Annotated in this window: 20 protein-coding genes and 1 tRNA gene; 8 read left to right on the forward strand and 13 right to left on the reverse strand. The window is 69.4% G+C overall.

Features of this window, described 5'->3' with window-relative positions:
* Positions 1-82 precede the first annotated feature (82 nt).
* Complete coding sequence (locus ACYVJS_RS03765; protein WP_460737914.1) at positions 83-4,219, reverse strand: 5'-nucleotidase C-terminal domain-containing protein; 4,137 nt, start codon at positions 4,217-4,219, stop codon at positions 83-85.
* A gap of 170 nt (positions 4,220-4,389) precedes the next feature.
* Here ACYVJS_RS03765 and ACYVJS_RS03770 point away from each other — a divergent pair, with 170 nt between their 5' ends.
* The 4 genes from ACYVJS_RS03770 (at position 4,390) to ACYVJS_RS03785 (ending at position 8,669) form a co-directional block, all read left to right on the forward strand.
* The gene (locus tag ACYVJS_RS03770; RefSeq protein WP_460737916.1) at positions 4,390-5,043 is read left to right on the forward strand and encodes a YqaJ viral recombinase family protein; all 654 of its coding nucleotides are present in this window, start codon (positions 4,390-4,392) and stop codon (positions 5,041-5,043) included.
* A gap of 251 nt (positions 5,044-5,294) precedes the next feature.
* Positions 5,295-6,986, forward strand: coding sequence for an MDR family MFS transporter (locus tag ACYVJS_RS03775; RefSeq protein WP_460737918.1), 1,692 nt, complete (start codon positions 5,295-5,297; stop codon positions 6,984-6,986).
* A 10-nt stretch (positions 6,987-6,996) separates the two neighbouring features.
* The gene (locus ACYVJS_RS03780; protein ID WP_460737920.1) at positions 6,997-7,467 is read left to right on the forward strand and encodes a MarR family winged helix-turn-helix transcriptional regulator; all 471 of its coding nucleotides are present in this window, start codon (positions 6,997-6,999) and stop codon (positions 7,465-7,467) included.
* A gap of 173 nt (positions 7,468-7,640) precedes the next feature.
* Complete coding sequence (locus ACYVJS_RS03785; RefSeq protein WP_460737922.1) at positions 7,641-8,669, forward strand: NADP-dependent oxidoreductase; 1,029 nt, start codon at positions 7,641-7,643, stop codon at positions 8,667-8,669.
* On the opposite strand, the gene ACYVJS_RS03790 is transcribed toward ACYVJS_RS03785, so the two are convergent.
* Entirely contained in the window at positions 8,656-9,549 is an 894-nt protein-coding gene (locus ACYVJS_RS03790) for a LysR family transcriptional regulator ArgP (RefSeq protein ID WP_460737924.1), read from the reverse strand. The two genes, ACYVJS_RS03785 and ACYVJS_RS03790, sit on opposite strands and share 14 nt — an antisense overlap.
* A 68-nt stretch (positions 9,550-9,617) precedes the next feature.
* Between ACYVJS_RS03790 and ACYVJS_RS03795 the strand changes: the two genes are divergently transcribed.
* The gene (locus tag ACYVJS_RS03795) at positions 9,618-10,322 is read left to right on the forward strand and encodes a LysE/ArgO family amino acid transporter (protein ID WP_460737926.1); all 705 of its coding nucleotides are present in this window, start codon (positions 9,618-9,620) and stop codon (positions 10,320-10,322) included.
* A gap of 89 nt (positions 10,323-10,411) precedes the next feature.
* Complete coding sequence (locus ACYVJS_RS03800) at positions 10,412-10,687, forward strand: acylphosphatase (protein ID WP_460737928.1); 276 nt, start codon at positions 10,412-10,414, stop codon at positions 10,685-10,687.
* Positions 10,688-10,739: 52 nt separating this feature from the next.
* On the opposite strand, the gene rplA is transcribed toward ACYVJS_RS03800, so the two are convergent.
* The 10 genes from rplA to ACYVJS_RS03850 form a co-directional block, all read right to left on the reverse strand.
* Complete coding sequence (gene rplA, locus ACYVJS_RS03805; RefSeq protein ID WP_137417827.1) at positions 10,740-11,432, reverse strand: 50S ribosomal protein L1; 693 nt, start codon at positions 11,430-11,432, stop codon at positions 10,740-10,742.
* Between the two features lie 14 nt (positions 11,433-11,446).
* On the reverse strand, positions 11,447-11,878 hold the full coding sequence (gene rplK / locus ACYVJS_RS03810; RefSeq protein ID WP_137417828.1) for a 50S ribosomal protein L11: 432 nt from the start codon (positions 11,876-11,878) through the stop codon (positions 11,447-11,449).
* Between the two features lie 199 nt (positions 11,879-12,077).
* Positions 12,078-13,928, reverse strand: coding sequence for an amidase family protein (locus tag ACYVJS_RS03815; protein ID WP_460737931.1), 1,851 nt, complete (start codon positions 13,926-13,928; stop codon positions 12,078-12,080).
* Positions 13,929-13,981: 53 nt separating this feature from the next.
* Complete coding sequence (locus ACYVJS_RS03820) at positions 13,982-14,686, reverse strand: cohesin domain-containing protein (RefSeq protein ID WP_460737933.1); 705 nt, start codon at positions 14,684-14,686, stop codon at positions 13,982-13,984.
* A 237-nt stretch (positions 14,687-14,923) separates the two neighbouring features.
* The gene (gene nusG / locus ACYVJS_RS03825) at positions 14,924-16,006 is read right to left on the reverse strand and encodes a transcription termination/antitermination protein NusG (protein ID WP_460737935.1); all 1,083 of its coding nucleotides are present in this window, start codon (positions 16,004-16,006) and stop codon (positions 14,924-14,926) included.
* A gap of 53 nt (positions 16,007-16,059) precedes the next feature.
* Positions 16,060-16,326, reverse strand: coding sequence for a preprotein translocase subunit SecE (gene secE / locus ACYVJS_RS03830; protein WP_137417831.1), 267 nt, complete (start codon positions 16,324-16,326; stop codon positions 16,060-16,062).
* Between the two features lie 45 nt (positions 16,327-16,371).
* Positions 16,372-16,444: transfer RNA gene (locus ACYVJS_RS03835), tRNA-Trp, on the reverse strand.
* A gap of 144 nt (positions 16,445-16,588) precedes the next feature.
* The gene (locus ACYVJS_RS03840) at positions 16,589-17,041 is read right to left on the reverse strand and encodes a hypothetical protein (protein ID WP_460737937.1); all 453 of its coding nucleotides are present in this window, start codon (positions 17,039-17,041) and stop codon (positions 16,589-16,591) included.
* Entirely contained in the window at positions 17,038-17,931 is an 894-nt protein-coding gene (locus ACYVJS_RS03845) for a hypothetical protein (RefSeq protein ID WP_460737939.1), read from the reverse strand. Before ACYVJS_RS03845 ends, ACYVJS_RS03840 begins: the two co-directional genes overlap by 4 nt.
* Positions 17,928-18,368 carry a pyridoxamine 5'-phosphate oxidase family protein gene (locus tag ACYVJS_RS03850; protein WP_460737941.1) on the reverse strand — a complete coding sequence of 147 codons (441 nt, stop codon included), beginning with the start codon at positions 18,366-18,368 and terminating at the stop codon, positions 17,928-17,930. Before ACYVJS_RS03850 ends, ACYVJS_RS03845 begins: the two co-directional genes overlap by 4 nt.
* A gap of 147 nt (positions 18,369-18,515) precedes the next feature.
* Between ACYVJS_RS03850 and ACYVJS_RS03855 the strand changes: the two genes are divergently transcribed.
* Positions 18,516-20,333 carry an HSP90 family protein gene (locus ACYVJS_RS03855; protein ID WP_460737943.1) on the forward strand — a complete coding sequence of 606 codons (1,818 nt, stop codon included), beginning with the start codon at positions 18,516-18,518 and terminating at the stop codon, positions 20,331-20,333.
* Entirely contained in the window at positions 20,330-23,146 is a 2,817-nt protein-coding gene (locus tag ACYVJS_RS03860; RefSeq protein WP_460737945.1) for an ATP-binding protein, read from the forward strand. Before ACYVJS_RS03855 ends, ACYVJS_RS03860 begins: the two co-directional genes overlap by 4 nt.
* Positions 23,147-23,188: 42 nt before the next feature.
* On the opposite strand, the gene ACYVJS_RS03865 is transcribed toward ACYVJS_RS03860, so the two are convergent.
* Entirely contained in the window at positions 23,189-24,556 is a 1,368-nt protein-coding gene (locus ACYVJS_RS03865) for an NAD-dependent succinate-semialdehyde dehydrogenase (RefSeq protein ID WP_460737947.1), read from the reverse strand.
* Between the last annotated feature and the right edge of the window lie 11 nt (positions 24,557-24,567).

Here is a 24,567-nt window from a genome sequence, read left to right on the forward strand (position 1 = left end):
GTTGCCCCAAATCCGCGCGGAGAGTACACGACCCCCACCCGGATCACTCGGGCGGGGGTCGTGTCTCAGTGCGGACGTGCGATCAGGCTCGCCTGCGGCGGATGGTGCGCGCCGAGACGCCGACGCCGACGAGGAGCAGCGCCATCAGCGACAGCCCCAGAATCGATCCGCCGTCCTGGCCGGTGCTGGGCAGCGCACCGATCTGCACCGGCTGCCAACCGATCACGTTGCCCTCCGCATCCTGCACGATGAGTCGGTGCGCCCCGGAGACGCCCGCCGGCAGGGTCACCGTGATGTTGCCGAGCTCGTCTACGCGGTACCAGCCCAGCAGCAGCGGGTCGGAGCGCAGCCAGACGCTCACCCAGTCGCCCGCGTACTCCTCGCCGACGTGGATCGTGATCGTCTGTCCGGGCTGGAGCGTCGTCCCACCCTGGATCTGAACCGCGTTCTGCGTGGCGGGCGTGAGCGCCGACTCGGGCGCGGGCGTCTCGACCCCGCCTCCCGTTCCCGGCACGGCCGGACGCACGTTGATCGGTACGCGGATGACGGTTCCCGAGTCCGGTGCCGTGAGGGTCAGCACCGCTGGTCCCACGACGTCGTTCGGCGTCGCCACAGAGATGCGCGCGACACCGTCGATGACGGCTACGGGGGCGTACACGGTGTCGCCGATCGCGGGCTCGAGCGTCGTGTTCACCGGACTTCCCAGGGAGGTGAGGTCGAGTCCCGACACCTCGAGCGTGACGGTCTGACCGACCTCCACGGACCCTGCCAACCCGCGGACCTGCGCGCTCCGCGATGCGAAGTCGGGCTCGATGTCGGGGTGCGCCGCCAGGTAGTCGATCCAGGCGTCGCGGTCGACAAGACCCGAGTCGCGGGTCTGAGCCCCCTCCTTGAAGGTGCGGAAGTTGTCACCGCCGGTCAAGAGGAAGTTGAACGAGCCCACGCGGTACTCGCGGTTCGGGTCGATCGGCTGCCCGTCGATCCACACGCCCGTGATGTGCGAGCCCTGCGCCGCCGCGGCGTCGTAGGTGTAGAACACGTTCTCGGACAGTCCGAGCTGCAGGTAGGGCCGTGACGGGACCTGACCCTTGTCGTCGAGCTGCCACTGCTCCTCGAGCACCTCCGTGAACTGGGCTCCCGTGAGAGTCGTCGTCCAGAGGTTGTTGACGAAGGGCAGGACGGCGTTCGCCTCGGCATACGTGACGATTCCGTCGGGCGCGTACCTCAGGTCGGCCCGCAACCCGCCCGGGTTGACCACGCCGATCTCGGCGCCGCCGCGCGCCGGGTCGGCCAGCGCGTCGCGAATGGAGTCCGCGACGAGGTTGCCCAGCGTCGATTGCGCGGCGCGGTTGTCGCGCTCCCCGCCCGTGTAGACGCCGTCGACGTAGGAGCCGCCGCTGAACGCGGTCGTGATGTCGGCGGCGACCGACCCCACGGGCTTGTTCCCGACGATGGCGGCCTCTGCCAGCGTCGCGTCGACGATCTGCTTGACCTCTGCCACGCGGGGATAGGCAGCGACCAGATCCGCGTCAGCCGTCTTGGCTCGGGCGGCGAGATTCGTCGTGTACGACGCCACGGCTCCCTTCACAGGGTCGACCTGCAGAACGACCTGTCCGATGTTCTCACCATAGTTTCCGGTCTGAACGATCGGGCGCGTGCGATCCGTGCCCGGAATCTTCGCGTTCCATGGGTAGGCCATGTGGGTGTGGCCCGTGAAGATCGCGTCAACCGCAGCGGATGTGTCGTTGACGATGGAGGCGAACGCTCCGCCGTGCTCGAGCTGGTTCTCCAGAGTCGACTTGGAGGCACCCTCCGACGCGCCCTCGTGGTACTCGGCGATGATGACGTCGGCTTCCCCGTTGGCCGGGTCGCCGTCGGTCAGCTGAGCCGCTACGCGGTTCACGGCCTCAACCGGGTCGCCGAAGGAGACCCCCTTGATGCCGTCGGGCGAGACCAGGGTCGGCGTCTCCTCGGTGATCGCACCGATCACGGCGACGGTCAGTCCGCTGACGGTGAAGGTGGCGTACTCGGGGAGAAGGACGTCTCCGGATGCGGCGTCGTAGACGTTCGCGCCCAGGTATGTGAAGTCTGCGCTTCCGGCGACGCGGCCTGTGAGATCCTCGATGCCCTGGTCGAACTCGTGATTGCCCACAGCCGAGGCGCGCAGCCCGAGGGCATTGAGAACCTCGAGAGTCGGCTCGTCCTGGAAGTAGGAGGAAGCGAAGAGCGAGGCGCCGATGTTGTCGCCCGCGGAGAGGAAGAGCGTGTTCGCGTCGCCGTACTCCGCACGCAGCTGCTCGACCGTCCCGGCGAACTTCACCGTGTTCGCGTCGATCCGGCCGTGGAAGTCGTTGATGTTGAGCAGGTTCACCGGAACCATGATCGGGACGACCACCTCCGCCGCGGCGAGAGTCGAGCCGAGCTGCGGCGCGGTGATCGGCACGGAGATCGCACCACCGGCAGCGCTTGCCGCCACCTTCACCGCGATCTCCACGGATGCGGTCGCGCCGGGCGCGGTCGTGGGGATCGACCACGTGAACGTCCCACCGTCTCGTGCGACGCCCACCGGGAGGGTCGAGACCGACGCCTGAGCGAGCAGCTGGGTCGCATCCGCCACGACGGTCGCACCGACGAGATCCACCCGTCCGGTGTTCTCGACCTTCAGCGTCAGCGTCGCGGTGTCACCAGGGAGGAGGGTCTTGCCCGCAGGCACATCGCTCGTGATGGCGGCGGTCCACATCGAGGGCCACGCGGGCTTGTCCGCATCGAACAGCCAGTCCTGGAAGAACGCACCGAGGTCACGGCCGGACACCTGCTCTGCGAGGGCGATGAAGTCATCGGTGTCCGCGGCGACGCCGGCGTGCGCCTTCGTCCAGGCCGCGTAGGTGGCGTCGAAAGCGTCACGGCCGATGGCGGTCATGAGCGCGCCGAGCGTGTACTTGCCGCGGTTGTACACCTGCCAGTCGTACAGTTCCGCCGGGTCCGTGAAGCCGACGGTCGGCGTTTCCCAGCTGCCGTCGTTACGCGGGTCGCTCCAGTTGCCGAAGGAATCGTTCTCCGGGGTCGTCTGGCTGAGTCCGACGCCGTAGCGGTAGTAGGTGGTGAAGAACTCCGCCGCGCCCTCGTTGAGCCAGATGTGCGACCAGTCGGCTGGCGCGACCTCGTTGCCGAGCCACTGGTGGACGAGCTCATGGATGAGCGTGCTGGCAGGGACGCTGCCGTCGAAGAACGGGCGGTCCTGCGTCTCCAGCGCGTACCCCACGCCCACACGGTCGACGATGAGACCGATGCTGTTGCCCGGATAGGGGCCGAGCTTCGTCTCGAGCCAATCGATGATCTGCTTGACCTCACCGCGACGCGTGTTGATCGCGTTCTGAACGTTCACGCTGATCGTCGGGTCGACGAAGCTCCACTCGTGCAACGTGCGGCCGCTCGCGAGGGTGATGTCGCTCTCGAGAACGTTGAACCGGCCGACCGAGAGCACCGAGAGCTCGGTCGCCATGGGATTGCGCTGCTGCCAGTCCCACGTGGTGGTCCCCGCCTGCGCGTCGACGGTCTTGCCGATCAGCTCGCCGTTGCTCGCCACGCTCAGCGGGTTGCCGCCGGCCGTGGTGGGCGCGGTCACGCTGATGTCGTAGGTGGCCTTGTCGGCCGGCGCGTTGTTCTGCGGGAACCATGTCATGGCTCCGATCGGCTGGCCCAGGGCCGTCGCGCCATCCGATGTCGTCACCCACCCCTCCGAGGAACCATCAGCGTCGATGTGCTCGACGGGGGCACCCGAGTACGCCACCGCAACCGTGAACGGTCCGGTGACCGCTGTCGCGGGGGTGACGTCGAGCTTGAAGAGCGTGGCGTCCGCATCCTGCTCGCGGGAGAACTGAGCCGGTACACCGTTCACCGTCACGCTGTCGACCGTCATGCCCTCGAAGTCGAGCGAGAACGCCGAAAGCGGTGCCGGCGCGATGGCCTCGATCGTGGCGACCGCACTGACGTCGTCGTTCGCGCGGTACGTGAGGTCCAGGTCATAGTGGGTGACGTCGTAGCCACCGTTGCCGACGTTCGGGAAGAGCGGGTCGCCCGCCGTGCGAGCGCCGACCGTCGGCTCCGCGGCGCCGGCGGGGACGGTCGCCACCGCCGACGCCGCGACAACGGCTCCGACGATGAGGGCTGCGGTGAGGATCCGGCCACGGCGGTGCGGTCGGAGATCGGAGTCGAACATGGTCCCCCTGGGTCGACGCGGGCGCGAGAGCGCGAGGAAGGTGCAACGGCCCGACCCTAGGGTTCAGAGATTTCTTACCGGTTTCCCAGCCGTTCCAAATGTCGGCCGCGGCACGCCGATGGACGCATGTCGCTCTCGAGGGGGTCGGCGCCCGGGCGTACCCTCGAGTGGTGACCCCCGAACTCGCCGCTCGCATCGTCGCGGACTCCCGCGATCGGGTGGCCTGGATCCGGGCGCGCTCACGCGGTATCACGGCGACGGATGTGGCCTCGCTCACGAGCGAGCGCGCGATCGCGAAGGCCGCCGACCAGAAGCTGGGCGGGTCGAGGTTCTCCGGCAACGCCTACACCGATCACGGCCGGCGACGCGAGCCCGAGATCGCCGCCTGGGTCGCGGCGACCCATGGCATCCAGCCCTCATCGGCGCTGTTCCATGCGGTCGTGGAGAAGCGGCACCTCGCGACCCCCGACGGCATCGCCGTCGACGCCGAGGGCCGGGTGACGCTGGCGGAGATCAAGACGACCAACAAGTCGTGGCGGTCGATCCCTCGGGGTTACCTCCGCCAGGTGTGGTGGCAGCAGCACGTGCTCGGAGCCGAACGCACCCTCGTCGCCTGGGAGCAGCACGACGGCTTCGTTCCGGTCGATGATGAGCCGCGGTGCGCATGGGTAGAGCGCGACGAGGTCGAGATCGGCAAGCTCGTGCGCCTTGCGACCGCCCTGATCGACGAGCTGCACCTGCGCACCACACGCGGCCGAACTCCCGCGCCGGCTCCCGAGGCCCCGTCGCGCCGCGAGTACCGCGCGCTCGTCTTCAGCGACTGACACGCGGCGTCGAACCCTCCTCGCCTCCCTCGCCCCCTCGCCCGCTGCACCCACGTTCGAGGGACGCGAAACGTCGCCACGATCGCCGATTCGACGCAGGTCGGGTCCCTCGAACACGTGAGGAACCCGTTGGGACGGACGGGAATAGTTGACGCGTCTCAACGATTGACCATATAGTTGACCCAACTCAATCGTTGACATACATCAACTTACTGCGCCGATGACGCCGCACCCCACCGAAGGATGCCGCTGTGACCACCACCATCTCCCGACCGACGGACACGTCGAGCAAGAGCTCGCGCCGTCACGTCCTCGAAGCCCTGTCCGGCCTGCTGCTGGGCATGTTCGTGTCGATGCTCGCCTCGACCGTCGTCTCGACCTCGCTCCCCGTGATCATCCACGACCTCTCCGGGGACCAGAGTTCGTTCACGTGGGTCGTCACCGCGACCCTCCTGACCACCGCGATCACGACCCCCATCTGGGGCAAGCTCGCGGACCTCACGAACCGGAAGGTGCTCTACCAGCTGGCCATCGCGATCTTCGTCCTCGCCACGGCGGCCGCCGGGTTCTCGCAGAGCCCCGAGATGCTCATCGCTTTCCGCGCGGTCCAGGGCATCGGCGCCGGCGGCCTGGCCGCGCTCAGCCAGGTCATCATGTCGGACATCATCAGCCCGCGTGAGCGCGGGCGCTACATGGGCCTGTTCGGCGCCGTGATGGCGGTCGCGACCGTCGGCGGCCCGCTGCTCGGCGGCGTCATCACGGACGCCTGGGGCTGGCGCTGGAACTTCTTCGTCGCGCTGCCCTTCGCTGTCGCCGCCCTGCTCATCGTCCAGCGCACCCTCCACCTGCCCCAGCGCACGCCGCGCAAGGTGTCGATCGACTACACGGGCATCGTTCTGCTGGCCGCCGCCGTCTCTCTTCTGCTCATCTGGGTCACTCTGGCCGGCAAGTCGTTCGACTGGTGGAGCCTGAACACGCTGTTCATGGTCGGCGGCGCGGTCCTCGCGACGATCCTGTTCATCGTCGTCGAACTGCGGGTACGGGAGCCCCTCATCCCTCTGACGCTTTTCCGCAACCGCACCTTCACACTGGCCGTGATCGCCTCGATCGCCACCGGCATCGCGATGTTCGGTGCCTCCGTGTACCTGAGCCAGTACATGCAGTCGGCACGCGGGGCGACCCCGACCGAGGCCGGTGTCATGACGATCCCGATGATCGCGGGACTGCTCGTCGCATCCATGGGCGTGGGAGCCCTCATCACCCGGTTCGGTCACTGGAAGCCCTACCTCATCGCGGGCGGCGTGCTGCTGACGGCGGGTTCCGCACTGCTGTCGACGATCCACTACGACACCCCCTTCGCCCTCGTGTCGGTGTACATGTTCCTGTTGGGCGCGGGTGTCGGCATGACGATGCAGAACCTCGTGCTCGTCGTGCAGAACACCTCCCACCCGAGCGAGATCGGCGCCGCGAGTTCGGGCGTCACGTTCTTCCGCAGCCTCGGCGGCACGATCGGCGTCTCGGTGATGGGCGCGGCCCTCGCAACGCGCGTGACCGATCTGCTCGCCGATCGCGCGGACGAAGTCCGTACTGCGCTGGCCGGCCTCGGCAAGGCCGGCGCCGAGTGGGCCACGCAGCTGAGTTCGGGCACTCTGCCGCAGGTCGCGGCCATGCCCGAGCCACTGCGAGTCATCTTCGAGGATGTGTACGCGAACGGCATCTCGCACGCGTTCCTCATCGCGGTGCCCGTCGCCGTGCTGAGCGTGTTGGCGATCGTGTTCCTCCCGAACACACCGCTGACGCGGATGACCACGACCGAGCGGGCACACGCATCCGAGGCGGATCTGGCGACGGTGTCCGTGCCCGAGGCGATGGCGACGCTCACCGCGACCGGCGCCATCACGACGCAGTCGGGAACACCGGATGCGGGCGACGAGCGCAAGTAGAGTGATCACGATGTCCGAGAAGTCGAGCGACGAGGAGCGCACCGAGGCGGTGCGTGCACTCGAGGCACAGTTCAGCGACCTCATCGGACAGTTCCGACGCGTCATCAGCGAGAACGCCCATCGCGTGAGCCCTGGACTTCTCCCCGGGGCGTACAAGGTGTTCACGACCATCGCGCGCCACGAGACCGTGACGCAGGCGACGCTGGCGGACCATCTGCTGCTGGACAAGGGTCAGCTCAGCCGGACGGTACGCGAGCTCGAAGCCCTCGGTCTCATCACCCGCTCCCCCGACCCGGCCGACGGCCGCTCCAGCCTGCTCTCACCCACCGAGTACGGGATGGAGCGACTCGCCGCCGCGCGCGCTCCGCAGGAGGGCGTGCTGGTGCGCGCTCTCGAGAGCTGGGATGTTTCGGACATCGACAATCTGCGCCGCCTGCTCCAAGCGCTCATGGCCGGCATCAACCCCGACACGGTCTCCTGACCGCCAGCAAGAGCCCCCGCACCGACAACCGGTGCGGGGGCCCTCGCTTTTGCGGGTCGAGAGGTTCTCCGCACGGTGACACCGGGGTAACGCCCGCGAGACATAGCCGCGATTGACTGAGGGCAGACACCGCATCGCATGGTCGATGCCTTCCGCAGCGAAAGGAGCGGCCGATGATCCCCCGACCGCTGAGAAAAGACGCTTCCTCCCCCACACCGATGCGGGCCGAGGACGTCCCGACGCAGATGCGCGCCGCCGTCATCGAGTCCACCGGAGCACCGGAGCTCCTGCACGAGACCCGATTGCCGGTCCCCCAGCCTGTGCTCGGCGAGCTCCTCGTGCGCGTGGTCGCCGCCGGAGTGAACCCCATCGACGCGAAGACGCGGGCGGGCCAGGGAGTGAGCGGCGCTGTCGCGGGCTACCCCACCACGCTGGGTTTCGATTTCAGCGGCGTCGTCGTCACCTCCCCGTTCGAGGCGCACCCCTTCCCCGCCGGCACCGAGGTCTTCGGAATGGTGCCCTTCCCGCGCACCGGCGGAACCTACGCCGAGTACGTCGTTGTGCCGTCCCAGTCCCTCGCCCGAAAGCCCGCGTCGCTCTCGCACGTGGAGGCGGCCGGGATCCCGCTCGCCGCCCTCACCGCCTGGGGCGTGGTCGTAGAGACCGCGCACGCCCACGAGGGTCAGCGCGTGCTGATCCACGCCGGGAGCGGCGGAGTGGGACACTTCGCGGTACAGCTCGCCGCGTACTTCGGCGCGCACGTGACAGTCACCTCCTCCGCCCGCAACGCCGCGTGGCTCCGCGAGCTCGGCGCATCCGTGGTCATCGACTACGCCACGACGCGTTTCGAGGACCTCGTGGCAGACATGGACGTCGTGATCGACCTGGTGGCCAACACCGAGGACGAGACCGGAACACGCTCGCTCGGCGTGATCCGCCCCGGCGGCCTGTACGTCATGGTCCCGAGCGGCGGCTGGCCCGGCTTCGCCGAGGCGGCGGCGGAGGCGGGAGTGCGCGCTACCGGCTACAAGGTCATCCCCGACGGCGACGTTCTCGCCACCCTCGGCCGACTGCTCGACACCGGATCGATCCAGGTCTACATCGACACCGTGTACGACCTCGCGGATGCGGCCGAGGCGCACCGCGCGCTGGAGCGGGGTCGCACGCGCGGCAAGTCGGTCCTGCGTATCAGCGAGGCGTGATCCGCAGCGCCGTGCGCGCCGTCCGCGTCACCGCATCCGCGACCGCATCCAGTAGCCCGGAGGCGAGGTTCCACTGCTGCCAGTACAGGGGAACGTCGACGGGCGACCCGGATAGCAGCACGAGGGAGCCGTCGGCGAGGTCCGACTCCGTCTGAAGATCGGGCAGCATCCCCCATCCGAGACCACCACGCACCGCATCGGCGAAGGCGTGCGACCCGGGAACGAAGCTGCGCGGCGGCGACGCGGGGTCGACGCCCCGCTCTCGTAGCCACCTGGACTGCAGTTCGTCGCGGCGGTCGTAGTCGACGACCCGCACGCGCTCCGCGCCCCGACGTTCGAGCTCACGCGCGAGTCTCGGCGTCGCCACGGCGCGGTATCGCATCGCACCCAGCGGAGTCACTCGGCACCCGGCCACCGGGGCGGCCCGGGAGGTGACCGCAGCGACCACACGCCCCGATGCGAGCAGTTCGGCGGTGAAGTCCTGGTCGTCCCGGTGGAGATCGAACACCGCATCGTGCACCGCGACGACGTGCGACAACGCGGCGACGAACCAGGTCGACAACGAGTCCGCATTCACGGCGAGCGACAGACTGACCGGTGTCGTGCTCTCTCCCTCGACGGGCTCACCCAACTCCCGCAGCACGTCGTGCGAGAGCAGCGCGTACTGCCGGGCGAGACGCACGACGCGCTCGCCGTCCGCGGTCGCCCGCGCGGGTTTGGACCGCACGAGCAGCACGCGGCCCAGCCGCTCTTCGAGCGCACGGATGCGTTGGCTGACCGCCGAGGGCGTGATGTGCAGGCGGCGAGCCGCCGCATCCATCGTGCCTGTATCGACGACGGCCGCGAGGGTCGCCGCGAGTTCCGCCGGAAGGTCGATCATGAGCACAGCTTATGTGGATGAAGGAATCAGAACTGGTGCTCATGTCGCACTCGCTCTAGCGTCGGAGCGTGTTCCCCTCACTCGCCGCGGGCCTCGGGCTCGGCCTCTCGCTCATCGTCGCCATCGGCGCGCAGAACCTCTTCGTGCTGAGCCAAGGCATCCGGCGGGAGCACGTGCTCACGGTCGCGCTCGTCTGCGCCGCCTCGGATGCGGTACTCATCGCGGTCGGGGTGTCGGGGCTGGGGCTCGTCCTGGAGACCGCTCCGTGGACGGTGCAGGTGGCGCGATGGGCGGGCGCCGCATTCCTCCTCGCGTACGCCCTGCTCGCGGCGCGACGCGTCTGGCGCCCGACGGATCCGCCCGCCGTCGATGCGACATCCGCACGAGACGCGGTTCCGGTGTCGCCCACTGCGGCGGATGCGGGCAGTAACGACAGCACGGCCGTGCAGACGTCGCAGGCCGTCCGTCCCGTTCCAGTGCGAACCTCTCGCACCGCGGCTCTGGTGACCTGCCTCGCCCTCACTTGGCTCAATCCGCACGTGTACCTCGACACGGTCTTCCTGCTCGGGTCCGTGGCGAACACGCATGGCGACAACCGGTGGTGGTTCGCGTCCGGCGCGATGCTCGCGAGCCTGGCATGGTTCCTCTCGCTCGCCTACGGCGCCCGGCTGCTCGGCCGGATGTTCACGTCGCCGATCACGTGGCGCGTTCTCGACGGCATCATCGCCGTCGTCATGGCGCTGATCGCGCTCAGCCTCGTCCTCGGGGGCTGACGCGGGCGCACGCGCAGGGCATCCTGCCACCGGCTCGTCATTCGCGACAGCCCGCAGCGTCGCCGGCGCATCCGCGGCACAATGTGCGCATGCGTCATGTCCGAGTGATCGTCAGCGGCGCCGTGCAGGGCGTCGGCTTCCGCTATTCCGCCCACGATGCGGCCGCCCGCCTCGGCGTCGCCGGATGGGTGAGAAACCGCCGTGACGGCACCGTCGAAGCCGAGCTCCACGGCGAAGAAGGACGCGTGGATCGGATGATCGATTGGCTTCGCAAGGGGCCGCCCGCAGCGCACGTCGAGCGCGTGGAGGTCTCGGAGGCCACTCCTACAGGGCCGCTGAGCTTCGACATCCGCGACGACGGCTGAGCATGCAGGAAGGGCCCCGTCCGAAGACGGGGCCCTTCCTGTGAGACGTGTCTCAGACCAGTGCGTTGACGTCCAGCGGGATGCCGGGGCCGAACGTCGTCGACACCGCGCCCTTCTGGATGTAACGACCCTTGGAGCTGGACGGCTTCAGACGGACGATCTCCTCGAGAGCGGCCTTCAGGTTCTCGTCGAGCTGGTCGGCCGAGAACGAGGCCTTGCCCACGACGAAGTGCACGTTGGCGTGCTTGTCGACGCGGAACTCGATCTTGCCGCCCTTGATCTCCTCGACGGCCTTGGCCGGGTTCGGGGTGACCGTACCGGTCTTCGGGTTCGGCATGAGGCCACGGGGACCCAGGACCTTACCCAGTCGACCGACCTGACCCATGAGCTCGGGGGTCGAGACGGCGGCGTCGAACGACGTGTAGCCGCCCGCGACCTTCTCGATCAGCTCTGCGCCGCCGACCTCGTCCGCGCCCGCAGCGAGAGCGGCCTCGGCGGCCGGGCCCGTCGCGAACACGATGACGCGGGCAGTCTTGCCCGTGCCGTGCGGCAGGATGACGGTGCCGCGCACCATCTGGTCCGCCTTGCGGGGGTCAACCGACAGCTTGAGGGCGACCTCAACGGTGGAGTCGAACTTCTTCGACCCGGTCTCCTTCGCGAGGGTCACAGCCTCGGTCGGGGTGTAGAACTTGTCGGCCTCGATCTTCTCGGCGGCCGCGCGGAATGCCTTGGACTTGGTAGCCATGTTCGTTATCTCCCTCAGTCCTCGACCGTGATGCCCATGGAGCGGGCGGTGCCGGCGATGATCAGCGAGGCAGCCTCGATGTCGTTCGCGTTCAGGTCGGGCATCTTCGTCTCGGCGATCTGGCGCACCTGGTCCTTGGTGAGCTTCGCGACCTTGACGGTGTGGGGGGTCTTCGAACCCTTGGCGACGCCGGCGGCCTTCTTGATGAGCTCCGCGGCGGGCGGGGTCTTCAGGATGAACGTGAAGCTGCGGTCCTCGTAGACGGTGATCTCCACGGGGATGACGTTGCCGCGCTGCGACTCCGTCGCGGCGTTGTACGCCTTGCAGAACTCCATGATGTTGACGCCATGCTGACCGAGCGCGGGGCCGATCGGCGGCGCCGGGTTGGCTGCACCGGCGTTGATCTGAAGCTTGATCAGGCCGGTCACCTTCTTCTTCGGTGCCATTCTTCTTTCCTTTCATCGAGCGGATGCCGGATGCATCGGCTCTCCCGCATCCCGTCGAGGGAAGCGGTTGTCGCCGCGCGCCGCAGCGGCACGCAAACCACAACACTCTACCGCATCACCGGGCGTGTCGGACAACGGACGGGCGCGGAAGGACGACCGCCCCGCCGGAGGGTCCGGCGGGGCGGTCGCGGGGTCCTGCCTACTGCAGCGCGCCGAAGATGCGCGGCGTCGTACGGGCGTGGGTGACCTGCTCGTAGCTGTATGCCAGGCCGATCAGCGTGCCCTCGGAGAAGTCCCGACCGAGGAACTCGATGTTCGTCCCGACCGTCTGCCCGCCTTCACCCACGCCGGCGGCGCTCATCGGCACGGTCACCGCGGGAAGCCCGGTGTTGGGACTCAGACGCATGTAGCTGGTGGCGATCGTGCCGTAGGCGTGCGTGCTCGGGTAGACGATCGCGTCGAGATCGGCGTCGTCCATCATCTGCGTGACGAGCGCTTTGCCCGCGGCGATCTGACGCGTGTGCGATCCTTCGGCGCCGGCCCATGCCTCGTAGGTCTCGGCGGTGACGGCGTTGCGGGACACGTAGGTGCTGCGGTAGCCGGGCACGAAGTTCCCACTGTCGATGATGGCCTGCAGGCTGCGAGCGGTGACGTTCGGGTTCAGGTACGACGCGATGTACTCGTTGAGATCGTGCTTGAACTCGTTCGTGGAACCCGAGCCCTCGCTAGTGACCGCAGTGAACTCGGCGGGCGGGGTGATCGTGACGACGGTCGCCCCTTGCGCGGTCAGCAGGTCGCGAGCCGCCGCGAACCGCGTCGCGGTCTCACCCGTGCCGCTCAGCGTCCCGATCACACCGATCCGCGCACCCTTGAGAGCATCCGAGTCGAGGAAGGATGCGTACGATTCCGGCACCTTGCCGACCTGACGCTGGGTGACGGCGTCGTTCTCGTCCACGCCGACGACCGCATCGAGCGCGAGTGCCGCATCCGTCACGCTGCGCGCGATCGGGCCGCCGGTGTCCTGCGAGAGGGCGAGAGGGATGATGCCGTCGCGGCTGGCGAGCCCCACCGTGGGCCGGATGCCGACGAGCTGGTTGTACGAGGAAGGCACGCGGATGGAGCCGCCCGTGTCGGTGCCGAAGCCGATGCCGGCGAGGTTGGCAGCGATGGCCGCTCCCGTCCCGCCCGATGATCCTCCCGCCGTCTTGGTCGTGTCGTACGGGCTCGCGACGTACGACGAGGAGCCCGCCGGCTGGAATGCCGAGAACTGGGAGCTGAAGCCGTAGGCGAACTCGTCGAGGCTCGCCTTGGCGATGATGATCGCCCCGTCCGCGCGCAGCCCCTCGATCATGTGGGCGTCGTCCGTGGTCTGGTTGTCGTTCCAGCAGCCGCAACCGCCGGTGGTGACCATGTCCTTCGTGTTGTAGTTGTCCTTCACCGCGACCGGCACGCCGAGCAGCATGCTGGTCATCCCGTGCGCCGCGCGCTCGGCATCGGCGGCGGCCGCCGCGGCAAGCGCGGTGCTGCTCGTGGTGATGATCGAGTTCAGCGGGCGGGCGGTCGTCGTGGTGCCGGCCGGAGCGGCAGGATCGACGGGGTAGGTGATCACCTTGTCGTCGTACTTCTCGATGCGCTTCAGGTAGGCCTGGGTGAGTTCCACCGAGGTGATCACGCCGGCATTCATCGCCGCCTGCATGTCGACGGTAGAGGCCTCGATCAGCTCGAACGGGCCGTCGTCGTAGATCATGCGCTGCGACAGGGCGGCGAGGTCCGCGATCGTGATCTTCTCGTCGGCATCGGTGTCGATCACGGCGATCTCCGACCAGGCGGCGTCGGACTTCGTCACGCCGAGGTATCCCGCAGCGACAGCGAGGTCGTCGGCATCGACCTGACGGTCACCGGTGAGATCGAGTTCGGTGTAGTACGGCGCGAGCATCGCGGCGGATGCGGCGGCCTCCGGCTCGGCGAAGGCGGGCACCACGGCCATGACGGCGGTGACGGTGCCCAGTGCCGCAGCGGCGGCGATGGTGCGAGTGGTACGGGTGGACATGGACGCTCTCCTGGAGGACGCGAAGGTTGCGGGAACGACAGCGCGGCGACGGCTCATCGGGTGACCGCCCTGCGGCGGATGAGCAGCACGACGCCGAGCGCGACGACGGCGAGTGCGACCGCACCGACGAAGAGCCACGGCGTGGCGTCCACACCGGTGGTGGGCAGCGATTCGCTCGTGCCTGCGGCGGGCGCAGCGGCGGGCGTCGACGTGCTCGGTGACGGTGTCGTCGACGGCGGAGCCACGACGGCGGAGATGGCCGTGGTGACGGGATCGATCGCTGTCACATCGAGCGAGGCGGTGTCGCGTGCCGCGCCGACGAGGTCGGCCGATACCAGTTCGATCACCGCGTCCCCTGCCGCGAGCGCAGTGAACGTGAAGGAGACCAGCGTCTGCGCTCCGACGAGTCCGGGCGAGGTGCCCAGGCGGGTGTGTGCGAGGTAGGCGATGCCGCCGTCGGCATCCGCTGTCGCGTCACCGAACCCGCCGTCCGGGAAGGTGACGCTGCCCTCGTCGAACGAGAGCAGGTCGGGGTCGTAGCCGAGCGCAAGGTCATAGGCGTAGAGGTCGTCCACACTCGCTGCGGCGAGCGTCACGGTCACCGTGTCGCCGATCTTGGCGGCACTGGTGGCGGTGATGGCGACGTCGGTCGCGGCGGGAGCAGCATGGGCGGCGGGTGCGACGAGGAGCGTCGCACCGAGCAGCGCCGCTGCGGCGGCGGTGGCCGCCGCAAGGCGGCGCGGGATGAATCTGGGCATGCGGGAGCGGATCCTTCCTGAGAGCCCGCGACGCGCTCGGGTGCGCTGACGCGGAGGATGTCTGGTGCTCCTGCAGCGTCACAGGTCCCGATTTCCCGCTCGGGCACTGGTGTGTTTCCACCAGGTAAAAATGTACCGATCGGTTCAAACCGAAGCCGCCACGCGCGCCTGGGCCACGGCGAAACGACGAACGCCCCGCCGGCAGAGCCGGACGGGGCGTTCGAGGAGACCTGTGGGTCAGACCATCTTGGAGACCTGGTCGAACGACAGCTCGACCGGGGTCTCGCGCTCGAAGAGCGAGACGAGGACCGTGAGCTTGCCGCTCTCGGGCTTGATCTCGCTGATCGAACCGGGAAGACCCGCGAACGAGCCCTCCTTGATGGTGATCGTCTCGCCGATCTCGTAGTCGACCTCTGCCGCGATGACGCGGGCGGCCGCCGGGGCCGAGCTGCCGCCGCCGGACTTTGCCGGAGCGACATCCTTGATCTCGACGAGGCTCTTGAGCATGTTGAACGCCTCTTCGAAGCGCAACGGTGTCGGGTTGTGGGCGTTGCCGACGAAGCCGGTGACACCGGGCGTGTGGCGAACGACCGACCAGGTGTCCTCGTTGAGCTCCATGCGCACGAGCACGTAGCCCGGGATGCGCACGCGGGTGACCATCTTGCGCTGGCCGTTCTTGATCTCGACGACGTCCTCCATCGGGACCTCGACCTGATAGATGTCGTCCTCGACCTCGAGCGTCGACTTGCGCTGCTCGATGTTGGCCTTCACCTTGCGCTCGAAGCCGGCGTAGGAGTGGATGACGTACCACTTGCCCTCGAGCGAGCGCAGCTCCTGGCGGAACGCCTCGTAAGGATCGGCGTCCGCGTCGACCTCTTCCTCGACCTCGTCGACGGCGGCGGCCGCGTCATCGATCTCGGCCACGAACTCGGGGTCGAGCACGGGAGCGTCGGGCTCACCGTTGATGTCGGGTCCGTCGTAGGGCGTCACTTCGTCGGCCTCCTCGGCTGCGCGCTCTGCTTCTTCTTCGGCGAGCGATTCGGTCAGCACCTCGGCTGCCGCTTCGGCTTCGGCCGCTTCGTCGATCTCCAGAGCGTCGTTCACGATCGCGTCCGCCTCGGGGTCTTCGACGTCGGCATCCGCGTCGTAGCCGGTGTCGGAGTCCTCGTCGTCACCCTCGATGTGCAGCGCGACGTGCTCGGCGGCCTCGACGGAGCGCTCCTCTGCGGCGAGGGTGTTGCCCTCCTGCGCCTCGTCGTCCTCGCTGGACTGCTCGGCGGCGGTCGCCCAATCGGCGTCGTCGGTGTATTTCTCAGACACTTACGTACTCTCTCGTTCTGGTCTGCGGGTGGCGACACCCGCGCCTCGCGATGTCAGGCTCCGGGAACTCCGAAGACGACTGTCGTCAGCCAGACGAACACGACATCGAGTCCGTAGACGACCGCCATCATCACGATGACGAAGCCCAGGACGACGCCGGTGAATTTCACCAGCTCCTTGCGCGTCGGGGTGACGACCTTGCGAAGCTCGGCGAAGACCTGGCGGATGAAGATGACGATGCGCAGGAAGAAGTTGGGCTTCTTCTCGCGCACGGCACCGCCAGCGGCGACGACCTCGCCCTTCGGCTCGTCCTGGACCATGCACCCACCTGAATCGCTTACGTCGTGCCAGCATGCGCTGGCGCGCAGGGCGGACAGGAATCGAACCTGCAACCTGCGGTTTTGGAGACCGCTGCTCTGCCAATTGAGCTACCGCCCTAGAGACCCGGAGGTCTCGCGCCCGCACTCCTGCCGTGACCTGATCCAAAGGGATGTGTCGCCCCGATGACGGGCACGGCGAAAGAATGCAGACTTCAACTGCACGCTCAAGTGTACGGCATGGCACACGAGGGCGCGAACGCGCTCACGCGGGAAGGCACGGCGAGAAGACCGCGATCACCACCGCGGGGCCGTCCGTCGCCAGGGTCACAGTGACGCCGTCCTCCGAGATCCAGCCCTGTCTTTCGGCGCCCGGATCGGCGTCGGCGAGCGCTCGCCACACGTCGGGATCCAGGCTCTCGCCGAGGCCGTCGCGCACACCTTCCGCCTCGGAGACGTCGGCCGCGACCGCAAGCACCCCGGTGGCCGTCAGCACGACCTGCTCGGTGTCGGCGGGACGCGAACACGCCTGCGTGCGCGGCTCGGCGGTCTCGAGAGTGCGCAGCACCTGGGGATCCACCGCCGATGCCTGAGCGACGAGATCGTCGAACACCTCGTTCATCCGGCGATCCGCCCCATCCGCATCCACCGACGAGCACGCCGTCAGCGCCAGCACAGCCACCAACGACGCGACAGCCAGGCCCGAACGCGCCCTCACGGTCGCACCACCTCGAGCACCTCGTAGTCTGTCGCCACGGGTTCCGTGACCTGAACGCCGAGCGACGCGAGGTGATCCAGCAGCCAGCCGTCGTACCAGCCGTCGACGTCGCACGGTGAGGACGTGTCGACGTAGTCGGATGCCGGGATGCCGTAGACGTACACGGCACGACAGCTCGCGTCGGCCTCCAGCTCTGGGCCGTACTGGTCGTCGGTGACACCTGCCCGATCGGCTGCGAGGAAGGCCGGGTAGTAGTTCTGGTACTGGTACCAGTGCATGGCCTCGTGCACGAACACGGCCCACACGGACGATTCCATGCCCGGATCCCACGCGAGGAACAGCCAGCTCGGATATCGGGTGGAGTAGCAGCCGCCGACGACGATCTCGTACCCGGTGCGCTCGGAGAGGTGGTAGCCGCAGTTCTCGTCCCCGGCATCGAACGCGACCTGAACACGGTCCGCACCGATCGACGAGAGGAACGCGCGCCCGTCCGGATCCGGACCGGGAATCGCTCTCCCGCCGGGGTTCGGCACGGCCAGCAGCGGCGACTCGGTCCCGGTCTTCCACTCCTCGACCTGCGCGTGCTCATCGTCCCAGGCGCGATGATCGCTCTCGTAGTCGGCCGTCGCCTGCTGGGTGGCGGTCACCTTCTCCGACGCGGCGGCGAACGCGTCGGCGACCGCCGACTCCTGCTCGGGGCTCATCACCCGCGAAGCGAGCAGTCGCTCCCGCTGCTGCCAGATGAGCCACGCGCCGCCCGTGCCGGCGGCGAGCAGAAGAATGAGGACGAGGCCCAGTGAGAGGCCGATGATCCAGCCCGCGCCGCGATTGCGGCGTCGCGGCGCGGCGGGTGGCGGCCCGGCAGCCGGCAGCGCCGGATCGAGCGTCACGCCATCGCCCCTTCGGCGGGATCGGCGCTCCGCCGCTCGAAGGCGCGTCCGGTGGTGACCGAAGGCGTGATGCGCACGAGGACGTCCTTCACGGTGGGCGCCCAGGGCGCCGAGGCGAGCGACTCGAGGGCCGCGATCTCGTCGGAATGGTCGACGGCCGCCGCCGTCCCGCGCACGACGACGCTCCATGCATCGCGCTCGCTGTGGTCGTCGACCTCGAACAGCACCTCGTCGCGAGCGGTGAGCTCGAGCAGCTTCGTGCCGGGGGCGGTGCGGAACAGGATGCTGCGCCCGTCGAGCGCGTAGCCGACCGGGAACACGTCGATGCGCTCACCGATGCTGGTCACCAGGCGACCGACCTCCTGCGTAGCGAGCAGGCGCCACATCGCGTCCTCGTCCAGCACCCGTACCCCGTCCGTCTGCGTCGTGTCGCTCATGACCCCATCCTGGCCCAACCGGGCCAGGGGCGCACGGGATCGTTCTCTCCCCAGGCACTCAGGTCCGCTCCCGCTCCCGGAGTACGCTGAATCGGTCGCCGCCCACCACCCGATGGGCGGCGCTGCGACGAGGTTCGAGGAGCGACGGTGAACGAGGTGCCGGCCCCCCAGCAGTTCCAGGTCGACCTACGCGGGGTGATCGATCTTCTCAGCCGGCACATCTATTCGAGCCCGCGTGTCTTCCTCCGCGAGCTCCTACAGAACGCGGTGGACGCGATCGCCGCACGTCGCGCGCTGGACGGCGGCGGCGGCCGCATCCGCATCACCCCGGCCGGCATCGAAGCCCCCGAGTTCATCATCCGCGACGACGGCATCGGCCTCACCGAGAGCGAGGTCGCCGATCTGCTGGCCACCGTGGGACGCAGCTCCAAGCGCGACATCTTCGACCTTCCGCGCAGCGACTTCCTCGGCCAGTTCGGCATCGGGATGCTGTCGTGCTTCATGGTGTGCGACACCATCGTGATCCGCTCGCGCAGCGCCGCCGGAGGTCCTGCCGTCGAGTGGGTCGGACGCTCGGACGGGACCTTCGCCGTGCAGCCGTGCGACGACGACATCCCGGTAGGAACCAGCGTGCACCTCACCCCGCGCAGCGACAGTGCGTCGCTGCTCACGGGCGCGACGGTGCTGGAGCTCGCCGAGACGTTCGGCCGCTACCTCCCGGTGTCGGTCGTGGTGGATCTGCCCGGCGGCGGCGAGACCACCGTGACCGAGCCCGCTCCCTTCCTCGACGGCGATCTCGAGACCCGGCTCGCGTACGGGCGCGAACTCATCGGCGTCGAGCCGCTGGACGCGATCGAGCTGACGGTCGCCGCCACGCAGACCCGCGGCGTCGCCTACGTGCTGCCCTTCGCGCCGCCGCCCTCGGCGCGCCAGAGCACACGCGTATACCTGCGCCGGATGCTGTTGGCCGAGCGCGCCGACGATCTGCTCCCCGACTGGGCGTTCTTCGCGCGCGCGGTCATCGACTCGGGCGGGCTGCATCCGACTGCCAGCCGGGAGGCGCTCGTCGACGACGACGCGCTCGAGCAGACCCGTAGCGAGATCGGCGATGCGATCCGGCGCTGGATCCTCGAGCTGGCGTTGCGCGAGCCCGCGCGGCTCGCGCAGTTCGTCGCCGTCCACGAGGTCGCCCTGAAGTCCCTCGTGCGCCATGACGACGAGCTGGCGCGCTTCATCGTGCGCTGGCTCTCTGTGGAGACGACCGCGGGGCGCGTGCGGATCGAGGAGCTCGTGCGCCGCTCGCCCGAGGTGCGCTACGCCGAGACCGTCGACGAGTTCCGCCAGCTCGCGAGCATCGTGCCGCCGGGCACGCTGCTGGTCGACGGCGGTTACCTCTACGACGCCGAGCTCATCCGCCTTCTGCCCGAGATCTTCCCCGACGTCGCCGTGGAGCGCGTCGAGGTCGGCGCCGAGATGGACCGGCTCGATCTTCCTCCCCTCGACGACCGCAATGCCGCCCTCGACCTCGAGCGTCGCGCCCGCACGGTCCTCGGCGACATCGACGTCTCGGTGCGTTCGTTCGAACGCCGTGAGCTGCCCGGCCTGTTCGTCGCGGATCCGCAGGCCCTCCGGGCGCTCGACCGGGGACGCGCTCGCGGCGCCGCCGGCGCGTTGTGGTCGGGCGTGCTCGACCGCGCGGAGAAGGCCGTCACCGGCGCCGACGCGGATGCGGCACCGCCCGCCGCGAGGCTGTGCCTGAACTGGGGCAACCCGACCGTCCGCGCCCTCGCGGCGGCCGGCGACACCGCGGTCTTCGACAGCGGCATCCGACTGCTGCACGTGCAGTCGCTGCTCGCCGGCCATCACCCGCTCAGCCCGCGCGATCGTGCCGTGATGAGCACCTCGCTCGCGGAACTGCTCGAGAGAGCACTCGCCGCGACCCCCGACCCGGAAGGAGCATCATGACCGGTTACGCGACCCGCATCCGATCGCTGTTCGACGAGATCGACCGCACACCCTGGGGGCCTGCCGAGAGGGCGTTGGTCGCCGACGCGGTGGCACTGGCGCAGGAGAGCGGTGACGAGCGCCTCGAGTACGAGGCGCGGATGCGGCAGACCGCCAGCGCCAACATGGGCGGCGACACGGATCTGATGCTCACCTCGTTCGCCTGGTGCCTGGGTCATCACGACGCAGACCCCGAGCGCTTCCCCGCCGAGTTGGAGCCCGCGGGCGATCTCATGTGGCACTACAAGTGGATGGCGGGTGCTCTGCGGGGCTCGCCCGAGTTCTCGTCAGAGCAGATCACCGCCGTGCTCGATGACATGCAGACCCATTACGAGCGGGCCGGTCACGGAATGAGCGGCGTGCTGATGGCGCGCTTCGAGGACGCGTGGTCGGCGGGACGCATCGACGAGGCGGCCGAGCTGCGGCGTCGACTGGAGGCCACACCCCGCGACGAGTACAGCCACTGCGACGCCTGCACGCGCAGTCAGTTCGCCGGGTTCTTCGCGGAGATCGGTGATGAGGCGGAGGCGATCCGTCTGGTCGAGGAGCTCGTGGAGGGCGGCTACACGTGCGGCGAGGAGCCCGAGCACGCCCTCGCACGCTCGCTTCTGCCCTACCTGCACGCCGGCCGGCCGGATGAGGCGCGGGCCGCGCATCTGCGCAGCTATCGCCTCGCGAAGGACAATGCCGACAACCTCTCGATCGTCGCGAAGAACATCGTCTTCTGCGCCGTGACCGGCAACGAGGCGCGTGCGCTCGCGCTCGTCGAGCGCCACCTGCCCTGGCTCACCCACGACGGGCTGAACGCCAGCGCGCACCTGGAGGCCCTCGCGGCCTTCGCCGTCGCGCTGGATGCGGTCGCCGCCGCCGGTCACCCCGACGCCGCCGTGCGCGGCTCCGACGCCGAGGCGCTCGTCCCCCTGCTCGGCGCACACGACGGCGCCTGGCCGACCGCCGAGCTCGCCACGCGGATGTGGGCGGCCGCCGAGAGCATCGCCCAGTCCTTCGATGCTCGCAACGGCACCGACGCCCAGACCGTCTGGCTCGCCGGCCAGCGCGCCGCCGGCGCCGAGCGCTACGAGGTGCCGATCAGCTCCCACGACTTCGCGTCCCGGTCCTCCGCCCCCGCCCCCCGCAGCCCCGCGGAGCGCGTCGAGCGCGCGCTCGCCCTGGACCAGCTCGGCTCGATCGCCGCACTCGAAGCGATCATCGAGGCCCTGGACCATGCCGATACCGAGCAGCGCGTGGCGCTCACGCACGGCCAGCTCGGGATCCTCGTGGCCCTCGACCGTCTCGACGAGGCGGAAGCCGCGCTCCCTGCACGCCTGGACGCGCTGCGCCAGGCCGGACGCAGCGCACAGGCCCAGCTGGAGGAGCGACTCGGGCTGCTCCTGTTCGGCGCCGAGACCGAGGGAGCGGTCGAGACGCTGCAACGCACGCTCGACGAACTCGAGGACGCTCCCGCGGCGCTGCGCGCCGATGTCATCGCGACCCTCGCCTTCCTCCGGCTGAAGGACCAGACGGCGACCGAGCCGGATGCGCGGCGTCGGACCGCCGAGATGTTCGGCCGGGCCGCGGCCCTGTTCGCAGAGGCCGGCGAGCCCGGGCCCGCCTACTCGCAGCGCTGGCTGCAGGCCGACATGTTGGCGGGAGCGGGGGATCTCGACGCGGCGGCGCAGCTTCTGGACCAGCTCGTCGCCCAGGACGGCGTCACCGACGCACGCCGCGCACGCGCGCTGCTGCTGCGTGCCCGCACGCGCGGCGGGCGAGGCGAGTATGCGGACGGCGCCGCCGACGCCGACGAGGCGACCCGCATCCACCTTCAGCTCGGCGCGGACGACGCTCTGGTCAGCAATGTGTTCTTCCTCGCGGGTGCGCTGCACGAGGATGCGGGCGCCATGGGCGAGGCGGTGTCGCGCTACCGTGTCGCCACCGAACGCCGTGAGGCCACGGGCGCTCCGGCGACGGACCTGCGCTTCCGTCTCGGCCGCGCCCTGTTGGGCGCCGGACTCGGCGAGGAGGCCATCGAGGTGCTCGACCAGGTTCTCCAGGAGGAGACGGCGGCGGAGGAGCCGGCCGGCTCCCGCGCGATCACCGTGGGGCTGCTCACTCGCGCCTTCGAGCAGGCCGGGCAGTTCGGCAACGCTCTCGGCGGCTGGGAGTTCGCCGCCCAGCTGCACGAGGAGGCGGAAGAGCCCGCGGCGCGCGCCTACGCCCTCAAGGAGCACGGACGGCTGCTTGGCCGGTTCGGCGAGATCGACGACGCGATCGATTCGTTGACGCAGGCCGTGGAGCTCGTTCGGGGCGACGAAGAACAGGTGGGGCTGCTGGCCGACGGGCTCCACACGCTCGCGCAGGCGCACCAGCAGCGCGGCGACCTCGACCAGGTCTTCGCCCTGCTGGACGAAGCGGTCGAGCTCGGCCGCGCGAACGATGCGGCGTGGTTCGTCGCCGACGTGCTCGACACGCGTGCACGGGCTCTCGCCGCCGCTGAGCGCACGGACGAAGCCGTCGCTACCGCCCTGCAGGCGGCCGACGGCTTCGTGCAGGCGGGGGACACGACCTCCGCCGGCCGCTCCGAGTTCGTCGCCGCGCGCATCCTGATGGGCGCGGAGCGCCCCGCGGATGCGATGCCCCTCTACCGCGCGGCACTCGAGCACGCCGGCGACGACGAGGCGCTGCGCCAGACCGCCGCCCTCGAGCTCGGTGACGTGCTGGAGAGCCTCGGCCGCCCAGCCGAGGCGGCCGAGGTCCGCGCGACGCTTCCGGCGTGACGATGGCGGGGGCGAGATCCTCGCCCCCGCCATCGTCACGGTTCAGTCGGCGATGCGGATGAGCTTCTTGTTGACGAACTCGTCCGCCGCCAGCAGGCCCATCTCGCGGCCCGTGCCGGAGCGCTTGACGCCGCCGAACGGCAACTCGGGAGAATCGGCCAGCACGCAGTTGACGTAGACCATGCCGGCCTCGATCCGATCCGCCACGCGCTCGGCCTGGGCGGGATCGGTCGTGTACACGTAGGAACCGAGCCCGAAGCTCGTGTCGTTCGCCACGCGCACCGCGTCCTCCTCGCCCGAGACGCGGTAGACGACACCGGCGGGCCCGAAGAGCTCCTCGCGATACACGTCCATCTCGGGCGTGACGTCCGTCAGCACCGTGGGCGCGTAGAACGCGCCGTCACGGGTGCCGCCGGTCACCAGCCGAGCACCCTGCGCGACGGCCGTGTCGACCTGCGCCTCCAGCCGCTCGGCGGCCGCGAGAGACGAGAGGGGGCCGAGCAGGGTCTCCTCGGCGAAGGGATCGCCCACCGGAGTCTCGGCCATCGCCGCGGTGAACTTCTCGAGGAAGGCGTCGTACAGCTCGTCGACCACGATGAAGCGCTTGGGCGCATTGCAGGACTGCCCGTTGTTGTCCATACGCGCCTCGACGGCGGCGGCGACCGTGGCATCCAGGTCGGGCGTGGAGAGCACGATGAACGGATCCGATCCGCCGAGCTCCAGCGCGACCTTCTTGAGGTTGCGACCGGCGATCTCCGCGACGGCGGCACCGGCGCGCTCCGACCCGGTGACCGACACTCCCTGCACCCGCGGATCGGCGATGATCGTTGCTGCCTGCGCGTTGCTCGCGTAGAGGTTCAGGTATGCGCCCTCCGGCAGACCCGCATCCCGGTAGATCGCCTCGATCGCTGCGGACGACTCCGGACACTGCGGCGCATGCTTGAGCAGGATGGTGTTGCCCAGCACCAGGTTCGGGGCGGCGAAGCGGGCGACCTGGTAGTACGGGAAGTTCCACGGCATGATGCCCAAGAGCACCCCGAGCGACGTCGGGCGAATGACGGCGGACCCCTCGCCGAGGATGTCGATCGGGCGGTCCGAGGTGATCTGCTCGGCGTGGTCGGCGTAGAACTCCGTGATGTCTGCGGCGAAGTCGACCTCGCCCAGGGCCGCGGCCAGGGGCTTGCCCATCTCGCGCACGGCGATCGCCGCCAGCTCGTCACGGCGCTCCCGGTGCAGCTCGGCGGCGCGCCGCACGAGCGCGGCGCGTTGGGCGACCGGGATCTCGCGCCACCGTCGGTAGGCGCTCTCGGATGCGGTGATCTTCTGCTCGACGTCGGTGTCGCTGAGGGCGGGGTAGGTGGCCAGCTGCTCACCGGTGGCCGGGTTCACGACCGCGTATTCGCTGCTCATTCGTCCTCCTT

This window comes from Microbacterium neimengense, from assembly GCF_054782995.1.

Excerpts from the sequence above, each read along its gene's own strand:
- ACYVJS_RS03765 (WP_460737914.1), bottom strand. The coding sequence starts at position 4,219 with ATGTTCGACTCCGATCTCCGACCGCACCGCCGTGGCCGGATCCTCACC.
- ACYVJS_RS03780 (WP_460737920.1), top strand. The coding sequence starts at position 6,997 with ATGTCCGAGAAGTCGAGCGACGAGGAGCGCACCGAGGCGGTGCGTGCA.
- ACYVJS_RS03785 (WP_460737922.1), top strand. The coding sequence starts at position 7,641 with ATGATCCCCCGACCGCTGAGAAAAGACGCTTCCTCCCCCACACCGATG.
- ACYVJS_RS03790 (WP_460737924.1), bottom strand. The coding sequence starts at position 9,549 with ATGATCGACCTTCCGGCGGAACTCGCGGCGACCCTCGCGGCCGTCGTC.
- ACYVJS_RS03800 (WP_460737928.1), top strand. The coding sequence starts at position 10,412 with ATGCGTCATGTCCGAGTGATCGTCAGCGGCGCCGTGCAGGGCGTCGGC.
- rplA (WP_137417827.1), bottom strand. The coding sequence starts at position 11,432 with ATGGCTACCAAGTCCAAGGCATTCCGCGCGGCCGCCGAGAAGATCGAG.
- rplK (WP_137417828.1), bottom strand. The coding sequence starts at position 11,878 with ATGGCACCGAAGAAGAAGGTGACCGGCCTGATCAAGCTTCAGATCAAC.
- ACYVJS_RS03815 (WP_460737931.1), bottom strand. The coding sequence starts at position 13,928 with ATGTCCACCCGTACCACTCGCACCATCGCCGCCGCTGCGGCACTGGGC.
- ACYVJS_RS03820 (WP_460737933.1), bottom strand. The coding sequence starts at position 14,686 with ATGCCCAGATTCATCCCGCGCCGCCTTGCGGCGGCCACCGCCGCCGCA.
- secE (WP_137417831.1), bottom strand. The coding sequence starts at position 16,326 with ATGGTCCAGGACGAGCCGAAGGGCGAGGTCGTCGCCGCTGGCGGTGCC.
- ACYVJS_RS03850 (WP_460737941.1), bottom strand. The coding sequence starts at position 18,368 with ATGAGCGACACGACGCAGACGGACGGGGTACGGGTGCTGGACGAGGAC.
- ACYVJS_RS03860 (WP_460737945.1), top strand. The coding sequence starts at position 20,330 with ATGACCGGTTACGCGACCCGCATCCGATCGCTGTTCGACGAGATCGAC.
- ACYVJS_RS03865 (WP_460737947.1), bottom strand. The coding sequence starts at position 24,556 with ATGAGCAGCGAATACGCGGTCGTGAACCCGGCCACCGGTGAGCAGCTG.